Genomic DNA, 13,144 nt, shown 5'->3' with positions numbered 1-13,144 from the left:
CGCGGGGCTTTTCTGTTTTCGGGGTGCGAGAGACGCTGGTAGGTCGGGGACGGCCGCTGGTCCGAAATGGCCAGCATAGTGCTATGGCTATTTATCGCTGCGGCTCCAGCTCTTCTCGAGTTGGCCGACAGCCTGTAAATGTCCCTCGCCGCTGGAGACCCCCATGTCGTTTCTCTTGTCGCTGCTGCGCAGCCGTCTGTTGCTGCCGGTATTCATCAGTCTGTTGCTCGCCGTCGTTCTCCAGGTGGGCCTGGCGCTATGGCTGACCCAGGATGCGGTGAAGGGCCTGCAGTCCGGTCTGGCTGCGCGCCTGTCCGGTGAATCCGAGCAGCTCGCCGATACCCTGCGCCAGGCCGGAGGCGAGGTGGATGGCAGTCTTGCCGAGCTGGCCGGGCAGACCCGCACGCGGCTGGCCGAGGGGCTTGCGCAACGCCTGGCGCGCGAGCGGCAGCAGGTGGGTGAAACCCTGACCGCTACCCTCAAGAGCAATGCGCAGAATCTGGCCGAGTTGCTGGCGGGTGTGGCGCCCAAGGCGATGTGGGATGCCGATGTGCCGGCGCTGTCTGACCTGGCGCGCCGGGCGCAGGGCAATCCCGAGGTGCTGTTCGTGGTCTTCCAGGATGCCCAAGGCCAGAATCTGACTCGTTATCTCAATCGTCAAGATGAGCGCGTGGCGCGCCTGCTCGCCATGGGCCAGGGCGAGGGCGCCCTGGCCAAGGTGCTGGATGCCGCGACCCGGGATCCGTCGGTCTATCGCGTGGATGCCTCCATCAGTCCCAACGGCGTGGAAATCGGCAAGGTGGTGGTGGGCTTTTCCACCCAGGTCATCGAGCGTACTGGCGCGGCCCTGGACCAGAGTTTCAAGACCCTAGTCGAGGACGCCGGCGGTCTGGTCTCCAGTAGCGTGACGGCAGCCGCCAAGGGCAGTGCCGCGACTCTGGCGACGCGTCTGGAAGGTACCCGTCAGGCCGCCCTGGCCATGAGCCGCAATGCCGGTGAGACGGTCGTCGCCCTGGCGGGCGCGCTGCGCTGGCAGATCGCCCTGGGGCTGATCGTGGTTGGCGTGGTGATGGTCGTGGCCGTGGCGCTGGTGCTGGGTCGGCGGGTGCTGCGCCGGATCGGCGTGCTGCAGCGGGCGCTGGACGATCTGGCGGCCGGGGAGGGGGATCTGACCCGCCGCCTGCAGCTGGGGCAGGGCGATGAGATCCAGGCGTTGGGTGGAGCGGTCGATCGCTTCCTGGCCAAATTGCAGCCGCTGGTGGGCGAGGCCCATGGCGTCGCCGCACGTACCGGCGAGGAAATTCGTGGCCTGGCCGGCAGCAGCGCCACCGCCGAAGCGGCAGCGCTGCGTCAGCGCGAAGAGGTGGCCCGCAGCCTGGAGGCCTTGTCCGGCATCGCCGCGGAGGCCGAGGGCGAAAGCCTGGCCATGCAGGGCGCGTTGCAGCAGGTGGAAGCCATCCGCAGCTCTGCGCAGAGCAATGCCCGGATCGCCACCGAGGTGGCCGAAGGTATCGAGGGGCTGGTGACCCAGGTCGAATCGGGTGCCCAGGTGATCGAGCGGCTGGCCGCGCAAAGCGAGCAGATCGAGGTGGTGCTGGACGTGATCCGCGGGATCGCCGAGCAGACCAATCTGCTGGCGCTCAATGCGGCCATCGAGGCGGCCAGAGCCGGCGAGAGCGGCCGTGGCTTCGCGGTGGTTGCCGACGAGGTGCGGGCGCTGGCCAGCAAGACCCAGGAATCCACCGGCAGCATCCGGACGCACATCGCCGGACTGCAGGAAGGGGCGCGCGAGGCCGTCGCCGCCATAGGCGAGGCGCGGCAGCAGGCCAGCAGCGGGTTGGCCGTGCTGCGCGACAGCAAGCGCATCCAGCAGGATGTCCATCGCGCAGTGGATCAGGTACATGCCAGCATGAGCACGGCTGCCCAGGCCGCCCAGCGCCAGGCGGCGGGTGCCGCAGCGGTGCGGCAGCGAGTCGAGATCATCCATGGCGAGGCGCTGCGTGCAGCCGAGTCGGTGGCGGCTACTGCGGACAGCAGTCGTACCCTGGCGGAACTGGCTGCGCAGCTGCGCGGCAGTCTGGGACAATTCAAGGCGTAGGGGAGGCCCGCGCCTTTTCGCGGGCAAGAAAAAACCGGCCGAAGCCGGTTTTTTCTGTTGCGTCCGATCAGGGATCGTCCGCTTGGTATTGGTGCCCAGGAGAAGACTCGAACTTCCACGGTGTTGCCACCGCTAGGACCTGAACCTAGTGCGTCTACCAATTCCGCCACCTGGGCCTGCAGTGCGACTTCTGATCGCTTCCTGTCACCCTTGCGGGTTTCAGGATTAAAAAACCGGCTAGCGCCGGCTTTTCGTCGACCGATCTGCAAATCGATCGACTATAATGAGTGGTGCCCAGGAGAAGACTCGAACTTCCACGGTGTTGCCACCGCTAGGACCTGAACCTAGTGCGTCTACCAATTCCGCCACCTGGGCACTCAAGGCGATGATTGCTCATCTCCGGCGTCGTGATTGCTCACGGCGTCGTGGGGCGGCACTTTACTCAGGGGGCGTTTGCTTGTAAACCCCTGCTGTGAAAAATATTTTATTGAGCATGCCAGGCTAACTATTGCGCTGTTTTCACGTTTCAATAGGCTCCATGGCAGCTCCTACCGAACCTAGACTTAGAAGGTAACCCCAGACTGATGGCCGATTGGCAATCCCTCGATCCCGAGGCCGCCCGGGAAGCGGAAAAGTACGATAACCCCATTCCGAGTCGCGAACTCATTCTGGCTCATCTCGCCGATCGCGGCGCTCCGGCCACACGGCCTCAATTGGCCGAGGAATTCGGCCTCGTCACCGAGGACCAGCTCGAAGCCCTGCGGCGCCGCATGCGTGCCATGGAGCGCGATGGTCAGGTGATCTATACCCGCCGTGGCGCCTATGCGCCCATCGACAAGCTGGACCTGGTGCGCGGACGCATCGCCGGCCATCGCGATGGCTTCGGCTTCCTGATCCCCGACGACGGCAGCGACGACCTCTTCCTCAGCCCGTCGCAGATGCGCCTGGTGTTCGATGGCGACATCGCCCTGGCGCGGGTTGCCGGCCATGATCGTCGCGGTCGCCGCGAAGGCGGCCTGGTCGAGGTGGTCACCCGGGCGCACGAATCCCTGGTCGGTCGCTTCTTCCAGGAGAGCGGCCTGGCCTACGTGGTGCCGGACAATCCCAAGATCGGTCAGCAGGTACTGGTGCCCGAAGGCAAGCACGGCGGCGCCGCTCATGGTCAGTTCGTGCAGGTGCGTATCGACGAATGGCCCACCACCTTCCGTCAGGCCCAGGGCGAGGTGGTCGAGATCCTCGGCGACTACATGGCGCCCGGCATGGAGATCGAGGTGGCGCTGCGCAGCTACGACATCCCCAACGAATGGCCCAAGGCCGTCGAGAAGGAAGCCGCCAAGCTCAAGCCCGAGGTCGAGGAGAAGGACAAGCAGAAGCGCATCGACCTGCGTCAGCTGCCCTTCGTGACCATCGATGGCGAAGACGCTCGCGACTTCGATGACGCCGTCTATGCCGAGGCCAAGAAGTCGGGCGGCTGGCGGCTGTACGTCGCCATCGCCGACGTCTCCCACTACGTCAAGGTCGGTTCGGCGCTGGATGCCGAGGCGGAGAAGCGCGGCAACTCGGTGTATTTCCCCGAGCGGGTTATCCCCATGCTGCCGGAAGCCCTGTCCAACGGCCTTTGCTCGCTCAATCCCCAGGTGGATCGCCTGGCCATGGTCTGCGAGATGACCATCGCCGCTTCCGGGCGCATGACCGGCTACCAGTTCTATGAGGCGGTCATCCACTCCCACGCGCGCCTGACCTACAACAAGGTTTCGGCGGTGCTGGAGCAGCCCAAGTCGACCGAAGGCAAGCAGTTGCGCAAGCAGCTCGGCGAGGTGGTGCCGCACCTGGAGCAGCTCTACAGCCTGTACAAGGTGCTGCTGGCTGCCCGTCACGTACGGGGTGCCATCGATTTCGACACCCAGGACACCCGCATCGTCTTTGGCGCCGACCGCAAGATCTCCGAGATCCGCCCGACCCAGCGCAACGATGCCCACAAGCTGATCGAGGAATGCATGCTGTGCGCCAACGTGGCCACTGCGAAATTCCTCGAGAAGCACAAGGTGCCGGCCCTGTACCGGGTGCATGACGCGCCGCCCCTGGAAAAGCAGACCAATCTGCGCCAGTTCCTCGGCGAAATGGGGCTGTCCCTGACCAAGGGCAAGGCCAATCCGGTGCCGTCGGACTACCAGGCGCTGCTGCAGCAGATCCGCGAGCGGCCGGACTTCCGGCTGATCCAGACGGTGATGCTCAGATCGCTGAGCCAGGCGGTCTACAGCCCGGACAACAACGGTCACTTCGGTCTCAACTACGAGGCCTATACCCATTTCACCTCGCCGATCCGGCGCTATCCGGATCTGCTGGTGCATCGGGCGATCCGTAGCGTGATCCGCTCCAAGCTGGAGACCAAGCACGTCAAGCGCGCAGGCGCGACGAGCATGGCCAAGGCGCGCATCTATCCCTACGACGAATTGCGCCTGGATCAGCTCGGTGAGCAGTGCTCCATGACCGAGCGCCGCGCCGACGAAGCCACGCGGGACGTCTCCAACTGGCTCAAGTGCGAGTTCATGAAGGATCGCGTCGGCGAAACCTATGCCGGCGTCATCACCGCGGTGACCGGTTTCGGCCTGTTCGTCGAGCTGTCCGAGGTCTTCGTCGAGGGCCTGGTGCACGTCACCGCGCTGCCCGACGATTACTACCACTTCGACAGCGTTCACCATCGCCTCTCCGGCGAGCGCAGCGGCCGCAGCTATCGCCTGGGTGATCCCCTCGAGGTGGTGGTGGCTCGCGTCGACCTGGACGAACGCAAGATCGACTTCGTGCTGCCGGCCAGTGCCGGGGCGCCGCGTGTGCGGGAAGAGCGCGAGCCGCGTCGCAAGCGTGACAGTCGCGGTCGTCGCCGCGAGGCGCCAGCGGAAGCGCAGGCCGTCGCCCCGACGCCAGAAGCACCGGCTACCTCGGTATCGCCAGAACTGCTGGAGCAGGCCGACAAGCTGCTGGGCAATACCGACGTCAAGCGCAGTCGCGCGGTGAAGCAGGCGCTGCTGGCGGAAGCCAAGGTCGAGGGCGGCAAGCCCAAGGCCAAGGGCAAGTCCAGCGGTCAGAGCAAGGCCGGTACCCAGGGCAAGACCACGGCCCAGGGCAAGGCTGACAAGGGTAAGGCTGACAAGGGCAAGGCCAGTGCCACGGCCAAGGCGCGTACGGCTCCGGCAGGGCGCCAGGCACCGGATGCCGCCGCCGAAGGCGCTGCCGCGGTGGAGGCCAAGGTCAAGAAGTCCAAGGCCGCTGCCGCCAAGAAGAAATCCGCGGCCAAGCCCAAGGCCGAAGGCCAGGCTCAGGCCGCGGCCAAGAGCAGGACCAAGGCCAAGAAGCCTCATCGCAAGGGTCAGTCGCGCCCCAAGGATGACGCATGAGCCAGCTGGAAACCGTCTACGGTATCCACGCCGTGGAAGCGCTGCTGCGCTTCCATCCGCGGCGGGTGAAGCAACTCTGGATCGCCGAAGGGCGGCGCGAACCGCGAGTCGAGGCCCTGCTGGAGCTGGCCGCCGGTCAGCGCCTGGCGGTGGAAACCAAGCCGCGGGCGCTGCTCGATGAGCTGGCCGAGGGCGTGCATCAGGGCGTGGTGGCCCAGGTCAGTCCCAGCCAGGTCTGGGGCGAGGCCATGCTCGAGGAATTGCTCGACCGGGCCGAAGGTCCGCCGCTGCTGCTGGTACTCGATGGCGTCACCGATCCGCACAACCTCGGTGCCTGCCTGCGCAGTGCCGATGCCGCCGGGGCCCTGGCGGTGATCGTGCCCAAGGACAAGTCCGCCACCCTGACCGCGGTGGTGCGCAAAGTGGCCTGTGGTGCTGCCGAGGTGTTGCCGCTGGTGGCCGTCACCAACCTGGCGCGTACCCTGGAAAAGCTGCAGAAGCGCGGCCTGTGGATCGTCGGGACCGCCGGTGAGGCGACCCAGGAGATCTATGAGGTGGATATGAGCGGACCAACGGTCGTGGTCATGGGTGCCGAGGGCAAGGGCATGCGTCGGCTGACCCGCGAACATTGCGATCATCTGGCTCGTTTGCCGATGGCAGGCAGTGTCAGCAGCCTCAATGTCTCGGTCGCGACCGGTGTCTGCCTATTCGAGGCCGTGCGTCAGCGGCGTACCAAAGCCTCCTGACGGTGAACATGAGGAAACGTCTGGGCACCTGCGCGGCGCGTGTTGGACTATACGAAACGCGCTGCAGTGCGCAGAATATCGGGCTCGCCTCGGGAAACCCCGGGGCGAGGCCTGTCAACAGGAGGATGCCCGCGTGAGTCAGGAGATCCAAGAGCCGGTAGGCTTGCGAGTGCTGCTTGTCGAAGACGATGCCACGTTGCGCATGCTGACCACGGAAGTCATCGAGGAGCTGGACCATCAGGTCACGGCCGTCGCCTCGGCGGAAGCTGCCCTGGAGTTGCTGCCGCAACGTGAACACGATGTGCTGTTCACCGACATAGGGCTGGGCGGCATGTCCGGGATCGAATTGACCCGGCGCGCCCTGGCGATGGATCCGACGCTGCGCATCGTCGTCGCCTCGGGTTATGCCTTCGAGCGCGAACCAGGCATGGAAGCGCGGGTCGGGGTGCTGATCAAGCCCTATGATCTGAACAAGATCCGCCAGGCCCTGGCCGACGTGCAACGCTGAGTGCCAGTGGCTGCCCGGCGGTCGCGCCGGTCATGCCTGCGGTTGCGCCCCTCGGCGCCCTTCTCTAGAATGTTGCCCCTTGCCCGGAGTGCGTCCGCATTCCGCTGGGCAAGTCATCCGAACTATTCACTCCTTGTCTGACCGCGTTTCCGCGGCAGGCTGCAACCCGTAAGGAGCATTAAATGCGTCATTACGAAGTCGTGTTCCTGGTTCATCCGGACCAGAGCGAACAGGTGGGCGGCATGGTCGAGCGCTACACCAAGGCTATCGAAGAAGACGGTGGCAAAGTCCATCGCCTGGAAGACTGGGGCCGTCGTCAGCTGGCTTACGCCATCGACAACGTTCACAAGGCTCACTATGTACTCATGAACATCGAGTGCAGCGCCAAGGCCCTGGCCGAGCTGGAAGACAACTTCCGCTACAACGACGCCGTGATCCGTAACATGATCCTGCGCCGTGACGAGGCCGTCACCGGTCAATCCGAGATGCTCAAGGCCGAAGAAAACCGCAACGAGCGTCGCGAGCGTCGCGAGCGTCCTGCCGAGTCCGAGTCCGAGTCCGCCGAAGGCAACTCCGACGACGCCGACAGCGCCGAGTAATCTGGATCTAGCGAGGAATCATTGTCATGGCACGTTTCTTCCGTCGTCGTAAGTTCTGCCGTTTCACCGCCGAAGGCGTGAAAGAGATCGACTACAAGGATCTCAACACCCTGAAAGCCTACGTCTCCGAAACCGGCAAGATCGTCCCGAGCCGTATCACTGGCACCAAGGCCAAGTACCAGCGTCAGCTGGGCGCCGCCATCAAGCGTGCCCGTTACCTGGCCCTGCTGCCCTACACCGACAGCCACGGTCGTTGATCGACGCCTGATCACGAATAACGGATAAACACGGCATGCGGCCTCTGGCTGAGTTCATCATGCGCGGCCGTACTCAGGCCACCCTCGTGGTGGTGCTGGGTGCAGTCGTGCCGCTGCTGTACTGGATGACCGCTGCCGGTGGCAGCCTGGTGCTGTTGCGCCGGGGACCTGCCGCGGCGGCCGGGGTGCTGGTCTGGGCCCTGCTGCCAGCGCTGTTCTGGCTGTATCTGGGTGATGCCAGCATCGTGCTGGTGTTGCTGGGTTCGACGCTTCTGGCGGCGGTATTGCGCCAGAGCCTGTCCTGGACGCGGGTGCTACTGGCCAGCGTCCCTCTGGGGTTGATCTTCGCCCTGGTGCTGGGACAGGTCTATGCCGAGGGCATCGCGCAGCTGGCGGAGGAAATCCGCCGGTTGCTGCCCCAGGTGTTGGGCCCGAGCGCGGCGCAGTTGCCGCCGGAAAAGCAGGCGCAGTTGCAGCAGTCGCTGCTGCCCGTGCTGACCGGTCTGATGGCGGCGTTCTTCCAGATCACCTGCCTGCTGTGCCTGATGTTGGGGCGCTACTGGCAGGCGGCGCTGTACAACCCCAAGGGGTTCGGCCGCGAGTTTCGCGTGCTGCGTCTGCGTCCGGCCATCGCGCTCGGCCTGTTGGCCCTGCTGGTGCTGGCGCCGAACCTGGGCAGCGGGCTTGGCCTGCTGACCCCGTTGTGCAGCGTGCCGCTGGCCTTCGCCGGCATCGCCCTGCTACACGGGCTGGTGGCGGTCAAGCGCCTGGCGGGTTTCTGGCTGGTGGGGCTGTACGTGACGCTGTTGCTGTTTGGGCAGTTGATCTATCCGTTGTTGGTGATTCTGGCTGTGATCGATAGCGTGTTCGATTTTCGTGGGCGGTCTGCGCAAGAGCCGCAGGGGCCCGCGGACGGTGAAGGTTAAAAGTTAAGAGGAAAGACTCAATGGATGTCATCCTGCTGGAAAAGATCGCCAACCTGGGCAACCTGGGCGATAAAGTGAACGTCAAGGGCGGTTACGCTCGTAACTTCCTGCTGCCGCAGGGCAAGGCCACCGCAGCTACCGCTGCCAACGTCGAGGCTTTCGAAGCTCGTCGCGCCGAGCTCGAAAAGCAGGCTGCCGAGAAGAAGGCCCAGGCCGACGCCCGTGCCGCCAAGCTGGCTGAACTGACCGTGACCATCGCCGCCAACTCCGGCGACGAGGGCAAGCTGTTCGGTTCCATCGGCACCCGCGACATCGCCGAAGCCGTCAGCGCCGCTGGCGTCGAGCTGGACAAGAGCGAAGTTCGCCTGCCCAACGGCGCGCTGCGCAACACCGGCGAATACGATGTCGAAGTGCACCTGCACACCGACGTCGAAGCCACCGTCAAGGTCGTCGTTGTCGCTGAATAAGCGCGCCGTCGCCTGACTGGCGGACTTGCGCCCCGGCGCCGGTCTGTCGACAATCGGGCACGTCATTGCCAAGGCAGTGACGTGCCCTTTGTCTTTTCTGCCGTCCGAAAAATCATTTCGCCGCCCGCAATGGGGGCCCAAGACCTGCGCATGAACGAGATTTCCCTGCCCGAGCAGTACGATCTGCAGACCGCTGCCCTCAAGGTTCCGCCGCATTCCATCGAGGCCGAGCAAGCCGTACTGGGTGGTCTGATGCTGGACAACAATGCCTGGGAGCGTGTGCTCGATCAGGTGTCCGATGGCGACTTCTATCGCCACGACCACAGACTCATTTTCCGCGCCGTGGCCCGTCTGGCCGAGCGCAACCAGCCGTTCGACGTGGTGACCCTGTCCGAACAGCTGGACAACGAAGGCCAGCTGCCCCAGGTGGGCGGCCTGGCCTATCTGGCCGAGCTGGCCAAGAACACCCCCTCGGTGGCCAACATCAAGGCCTACGCGCAGATCGTGCGCGAGCGGGCTACCCTGCGGCAGTTGATCGGCATCAGCGCCGACATCGCCGACAGCGCCTACAACCCGGAAGGGCGCGGGGCCAACGAGCTGCTCGACGAAGCTGAGCGCAAGATCTTCGAGATCGCCGAGGCGCGGCCGAAATCCGGTGGTCCGATCGGGGTCAACGACATCCTGACCAAGGCCATCGACCGCATCGATACCCTGTTCAACTCCAGCGATGCCATCACTGGCGTCTCCACCGGCTTCGCCGACCTGGACGAGAAGACCAGCGGCCTGCAGCCGGCGGACCTGATCATCGTTGCCGGTCGCCCGTCGATGGGCAAGACCACCTTCGCCATGAACCTGGTGGAGAACGCGGTGCTGCGTACCGACAAGGCGGTGCTGGTGTTCTCCCTGGAGATGCCCGCCGACTCCATCGTGCTGCGGATGCTGTCGTCCCTCGGTCGCATCGACCAGACCAAGGTGCGCTCCGGCAAGCTGGACGATGACGATTGGCCGCGGCTGACCTCGGCGGTCAACCTGCTCAACGACCGCAAGCTGTTCATCGATGATACCGCCGGCATCAGTCCTTCGGAAATGCGCGCCCGGACCCGTCGCCTGGTGCGCGAGCACGGCGACCTGGCCTTGATCATGGTGGACTACCTGCAGCTGATGCAGATCGGCGGCAGCAGCGGCGAGAACCGCACCAACGAGATCTCCGAGATCTCCCGCTCGCTCAAGGGCCTGGCCAAGGAATTCAACTGCCCGGTGGTGGCCCTTTCCCAGCTCAACCGCTCGCTGGAGCAGCGGCCGAACAAGCGGCCGGTGAACTCCGACTTGCGTGAATCGGGCGCCATCGAGCAGGACGCCGACGTCATCATGTTCGTCTACCGGGACGAGGTGTATCACCCGGAGACCGAGTACAAGGGCGTGGCGGAAATCATCATCGGCAAGCAGCGTAACGGCCCGATCGGCACCACGCGGCTGGCCTTTATCGGCAAATACACCCGGTTCGAGAATCTCGCGCCCGGCAGCTACGTTTTCGAGGACGAATGATGGTCAAGGACAAGCTGAAGATCGCGGTCCTGCTCGGTGGCACCAGCGAAGAACGCGACGTGTCCATCGCCAGCGGTGCCCAGGTGGTGGCGGCCCTGCGCCGGCGCGGGCACCAGGTGGTGACCGTGGACACCGCCCTGGGTCTGCTCGACGAAGATGCCGAGCGGGCGCTGCTGGAAGCCCGCGTCGGCCTCGAACCGCCGGAGCGGACCGCGCTGGTGCGGATGCGCGGCCAGGATGCCGGTGCGGTGCTCAGCCGCGCCCAGCTGGGCGACCAGGATCTGCTGTTCCTTGCCCTGCACGGTGGGACCGGCGAGAACGGCACGCTGCAGACCCTGCTCGACCTGGCCGAGCTGCGCTACACCGGCAGCGGCCGGGTGGGCAGCGCCGTGGCCATGGACAAGGACCTCAGCAAGCGGCTGTTCCGTGCTGCCGGGGTACCCACCGCCGATTGGCTGATGGCGCCCGTGGACGCCGCGACCGTGGCCGAGACCCTGGGCTTTCCGGTGATCGTCAAACCCAGCCAGCAGGGCTCCACCGTGGGTCTGAGCAAGGTCAGCCGTGCCGAGGACCTACAGCCCGCCATCGAGCTGGCGCTGCGCTATGACCGCGAGGTGATGATCGAGCGTTTCGTCGCCGGTCGCGAGCTGACCGTGGGCGTGCTGGGCGACCAGCCGCTGGCGGTGGGCGAGATCGTCCTCGGCCAGAGCGGGGTGTTCGACTACACCAGCAAGTACCAGCCCAAGGGCGCGGTGGAAGTGTTTCCGGCCGAGGTCTCGACCGAGATCGCCGAGGAAGCGCGCCGGCTGGCCCTGGCCGCGCACCGGGCGCTCAAGCTCGATGGCTACAGCCGCGCCGACTTCCGCCTGGACGCCGAAGGACAGCTGTGGTGCCTGGAGGTCAACACCCTGCCGGGGATGACCGCCACCAGCCTGCTGCCGCAATCGGCCGCGGCCATGGGCATCGACTTCGACGAGCTCTGCGAGCGGATCTGCCGGCTGGCCCTGCAGGACTGACCCTTCCGCAGCCGGCGCCGCTATCGCTTCGGGTGGTGGCGGCTGCGTCCCGTGTCGAAGCCGGATTCGGATCCGCCGCCATGCCCCAGACGCTGACCCCGGTGCAGACCCGGGCATTGTTCTTCTCTGCGTTGCTGCTGTTCGTCCTGCCCTTCATCCTGGTCGACTTTCCCTATGTCGATGACAACTGGCGTATCCAGTTGCAGAACGGGCCTGAATGGCGCCAGCAGGGGCGGGTGCTCACCGAGGTCTTCTATCGGCTGCTGACCTTCAGTGGCAGCACCCTCAATCTGTTTCCCCTGCCGCTGCTGATCGCCTGCGCCGCGGCGGCCTGGGCGCTGACCGATCTCGCACGGCACTGCTTCGGCGCGCCGCGACCGACCCAGTGTCTGGCTCTCCTGCCGCTGTGGTTCTCGCCGTTCTGGCTGGGCAATCTGACCTACCAGTACGATGGCCCGACCATGGCCCTGAGTCTGGTGGCGGTGATCTACGCGGTGATCTTTCGCAGTCGCCATACGGCGCTGGCCCTGCTGGTACCGGCGGCGCTGCTGGCGGCGGCCATCGCCTTCTACCAAGTGGCACTCAATGTCTTCATCGGCCTCTGCTGCCTGGAGCTGGTCCGCGTCGTGCAGCGCCGTGAGTCGCCTGAGCAGGCTCTGCGCCTGGTCGTGCGCCAGGGCCTGCAGCTGCTGCTGGGCTGTGGGCTCTACTACCTCACCGCCTACCAGCTGATGGCGACCACCCGGCATGCCGGTGTGGGCGGCCAGGTGCTGCCCGAGCTCTGGCACCGGCTGGGCGAGGTGCTGCACAGCGTTGGCCTGCTGATCACCCCGGGCAACCTCTGGCTGTGGTGGCTGTTCGGTGGCCTGGCCATGATCGGCTACGGCCTGGGCGCCCTGGGCTATGCCCGGGCCTACGGACGGCGGGCGTTGCTGACCCTGCTGCTGTATGGCGCGACCCTGCCGGTGCTGGCCTTCTGCGTGGCCGGCATCACCCTGCTGTTCAGCGACTTCATCCTCGAAGCCCGGACCCTGATGGGTCTGGCGGTAATCCTGACCCTGGCGCTGTTGCTGGCCCACGAACTGCTGGGGCGCCTTCATCCTCGGCTGACCTGGCTGCTGGTGCTGCCGGTGCTGTGGATGCTGTCGCTGGCCTATGCCTATGGGCAGGTGCTCTCGGCGCAGAAGAGCTTCGAGCGCGGTTTCGTCCAGGAGCTGCACCATGACCTCAGCAGTCGTCCGGAGCTGCGGCCGCTCAAGCGCATGCTCTGGACCGGTGGTCCGCTGGAAGTGGCCTGGTTGCCGCTGGCGCAGAAGACCTTCGAGCAATTGCCGGCCTTGCCCTTCATCCTCGGCCTGTCGCCAGGCAATTTCATGATCGCCGAGCGGCTGCTGGACCTGGGCGTGATCGACGATGCCGACAGCGACAGCTGCAGCCAGCGCGTGGCCGTGCCCGGCGCCGCCACGCGACTGGTGGACAATCGCTTCTATGACATCTGGGCGGTGGGCGAGGACGGCTGCATCATCATGAAGCCGCAGCGGCCCTGGGTGCCGTTCGAATAGGGGTAGGTTGGGCTGAGACGGCTCC

At 65.6% G+C, this 13,144-nt stretch carries 11 protein-coding genes, 2 tRNA genes and 1 pseudogene; 12 read left to right on the top strand and 2 right to left on the bottom strand.

Annotation, left to right across the window (positions count from 1 at the left end):
- Positions 1-163 precede the first annotated feature (163 nt).
- Positions 164-1,240: pseudogene (locus ACUCV0_RS20575) on the top strand (HAMP domain-containing protein); the annotation flags it as partial.
- Between the two features lie 186 nt (positions 1,241-1,426).
- A complete protein-coding gene (locus tag ACUCV0_RS20570) occupies positions 1,427-2,098 on the top strand; it encodes a methyl-accepting chemotaxis protein (RefSeq protein WP_420480527.1) in 672 nt (223 codons plus the stop codon).
- An 89-nt stretch (positions 2,099-2,187) separates the two neighbouring features.
- Here ACUCV0_RS20570 and ACUCV0_RS20565 read toward each other — a convergent pair.
- Positions 2,188-2,274 (bottom strand) — tRNA-Leu (locus ACUCV0_RS20565).
- A 112-nt stretch (positions 2,275-2,386) separates the two neighbouring features.
- Positions 2,387-2,473, bottom strand: a tRNA-Leu gene (locus ACUCV0_RS20560).
- Between the two features lie 209 nt (positions 2,474-2,682).
- Between ACUCV0_RS20560 and rnr the strand changes: the two genes are divergently transcribed.
- The 10 genes from rnr to ACUCV0_RS20510 all read left to right on the top strand — a co-directional run bounded on the left by rnr (position 2,683) and on the right by ACUCV0_RS20510 (position 13,119).
- Entirely contained in the window at positions 2,683-5,493 is a 2,811-nt protein-coding gene (gene rnr, locus ACUCV0_RS20555; RefSeq protein WP_482213552.1) for a ribonuclease R, read from the top strand.
- On the top strand, positions 5,490-6,239 hold the full coding sequence (gene rlmB / locus ACUCV0_RS20550; protein ID WP_059316385.1) for a 23S rRNA (guanosine(2251)-2'-O)-methyltransferase RlmB: 750 nt from the start codon (positions 5,490-5,492) through the stop codon (positions 6,237-6,239). The genes rnr and rlmB overlap by 4 nt, the downstream gene beginning before the upstream one ends.
- 133 nt (positions 6,240-6,372) lie before the next feature.
- Positions 6,373-6,747 carry a response regulator gene (locus ACUCV0_RS20545; protein WP_007161147.1) on the top strand — a complete coding sequence of 125 codons (375 nt, stop codon included), beginning with the start codon at positions 6,373-6,375 and terminating at the stop codon, positions 6,745-6,747.
- A 182-nt stretch (positions 6,748-6,929) separates the two neighbouring features.
- The gene (gene rpsF, locus ACUCV0_RS20540) at positions 6,930-7,346 is read left to right on the top strand and encodes a 30S ribosomal protein S6 (protein ID WP_007161146.1); all 417 of its coding nucleotides are present in this window, start codon (positions 6,930-6,932) and stop codon (positions 7,344-7,346) included.
- 26 nt (positions 7,347-7,372) lie between these two features.
- Positions 7,373-7,603 (top strand): 30S ribosomal protein S18, encoded by a 231-nt coding sequence (rpsR, locus tag ACUCV0_RS20535; protein WP_059316384.1) that lies wholly within the window; start codon positions 7,373-7,375, stop codon positions 7,601-7,603.
- Positions 7,604-7,638: 35 nt separating this feature from the next.
- Complete coding sequence (locus ACUCV0_RS20530; RefSeq protein ID WP_482213551.1) at positions 7,639-8,529, top strand: hypothetical protein; 891 nt, start codon at positions 7,639-7,641, stop codon at positions 8,527-8,529.
- A gap of 20 nt (positions 8,530-8,549) precedes the next feature.
- Entirely contained in the window at positions 8,550-8,996 is a 447-nt protein-coding gene (rplI, locus tag ACUCV0_RS20525; protein WP_059231672.1) for a 50S ribosomal protein L9, read from the top strand.
- A gap of 150 nt (positions 8,997-9,146) precedes the next feature.
- On the top strand, positions 9,147-10,541 hold the full coding sequence (dnaB, locus tag ACUCV0_RS20520) for a replicative DNA helicase (protein ID WP_017642919.1): 1,395 nt from the start codon (positions 9,147-9,149) through the stop codon (positions 10,539-10,541).
- The gene (locus tag ACUCV0_RS20515) at positions 10,541-11,557 is read left to right on the top strand and encodes a D-alanine--D-alanine ligase (protein WP_059316382.1); all 1,017 of its coding nucleotides are present in this window, start codon (positions 10,541-10,543) and stop codon (positions 11,555-11,557) included. Before dnaB ends, ACUCV0_RS20515 begins: the two co-directional genes overlap by 1 nt.
- Positions 11,558-11,637: 80 nt before the next feature.
- Positions 11,638-13,119 carry a glucosyltransferase domain-containing protein gene (locus tag ACUCV0_RS20510; protein WP_482213550.1) on the top strand — a complete coding sequence of 494 codons (1,482 nt, stop codon included), beginning with the start codon at positions 11,638-11,640 and terminating at the stop codon, positions 13,117-13,119.
- Positions 13,120-13,144: the final 25 nt, after the last annotated feature.

It is taken from the genome of Pseudomonas sp. VMV1 (assembly GCF_056790235.1).
The sequence above is the reverse complement of the archived record's forward strand: the minus strand, read 5'-3'. Positions and strand labels throughout refer to the sequence as shown.

Coding starts and splice junctions, on each gene's coding strand:
- ACUCV0_RS20570 (WP_420480527.1), top strand. CDS start 1,427: ATGCAGGGCGCGTTGCAGCAGGTGGAAGCCATCCGCAGCTCTGCGCAG.
- rnr (WP_482213552.1), top strand. CDS start 2,683: ATGGCCGATTGGCAATCCCTCGATCCCGAGGCCGCCCGGGAAGCGGAA.
- rlmB (WP_059316385.1), top strand. CDS start 5,490: ATGAGCCAGCTGGAAACCGTCTACGGTATCCACGCCGTGGAAGCGCTG.
- rpsF (WP_007161146.1), top strand. CDS start 6,930: ATGCGTCATTACGAAGTCGTGTTCCTGGTTCATCCGGACCAGAGCGAA.
- rpsR (WP_059316384.1), top strand. CDS start 7,373: ATGGCACGTTTCTTCCGTCGTCGTAAGTTCTGCCGTTTCACCGCCGAA.
- ACUCV0_RS20530 (WP_482213551.1), top strand. CDS start 7,639: ATGCGGCCTCTGGCTGAGTTCATCATGCGCGGCCGTACTCAGGCCACC.
- rplI (WP_059231672.1), top strand. CDS start 8,550: ATGGATGTCATCCTGCTGGAAAAGATCGCCAACCTGGGCAACCTGGGC.
- dnaB (WP_017642919.1), top strand. CDS start 9,147: ATGAACGAGATTTCCCTGCCCGAGCAGTACGATCTGCAGACCGCTGCC.
- ACUCV0_RS20515 (WP_059316382.1), top strand. CDS start 10,541: ATGGTCAAGGACAAGCTGAAGATCGCGGTCCTGCTCGGTGGCACCAGC.
- ACUCV0_RS20510 (WP_482213550.1), top strand. CDS start 11,638: ATGCCCCAGACGCTGACCCCGGTGCAGACCCGGGCATTGTTCTTCTCT.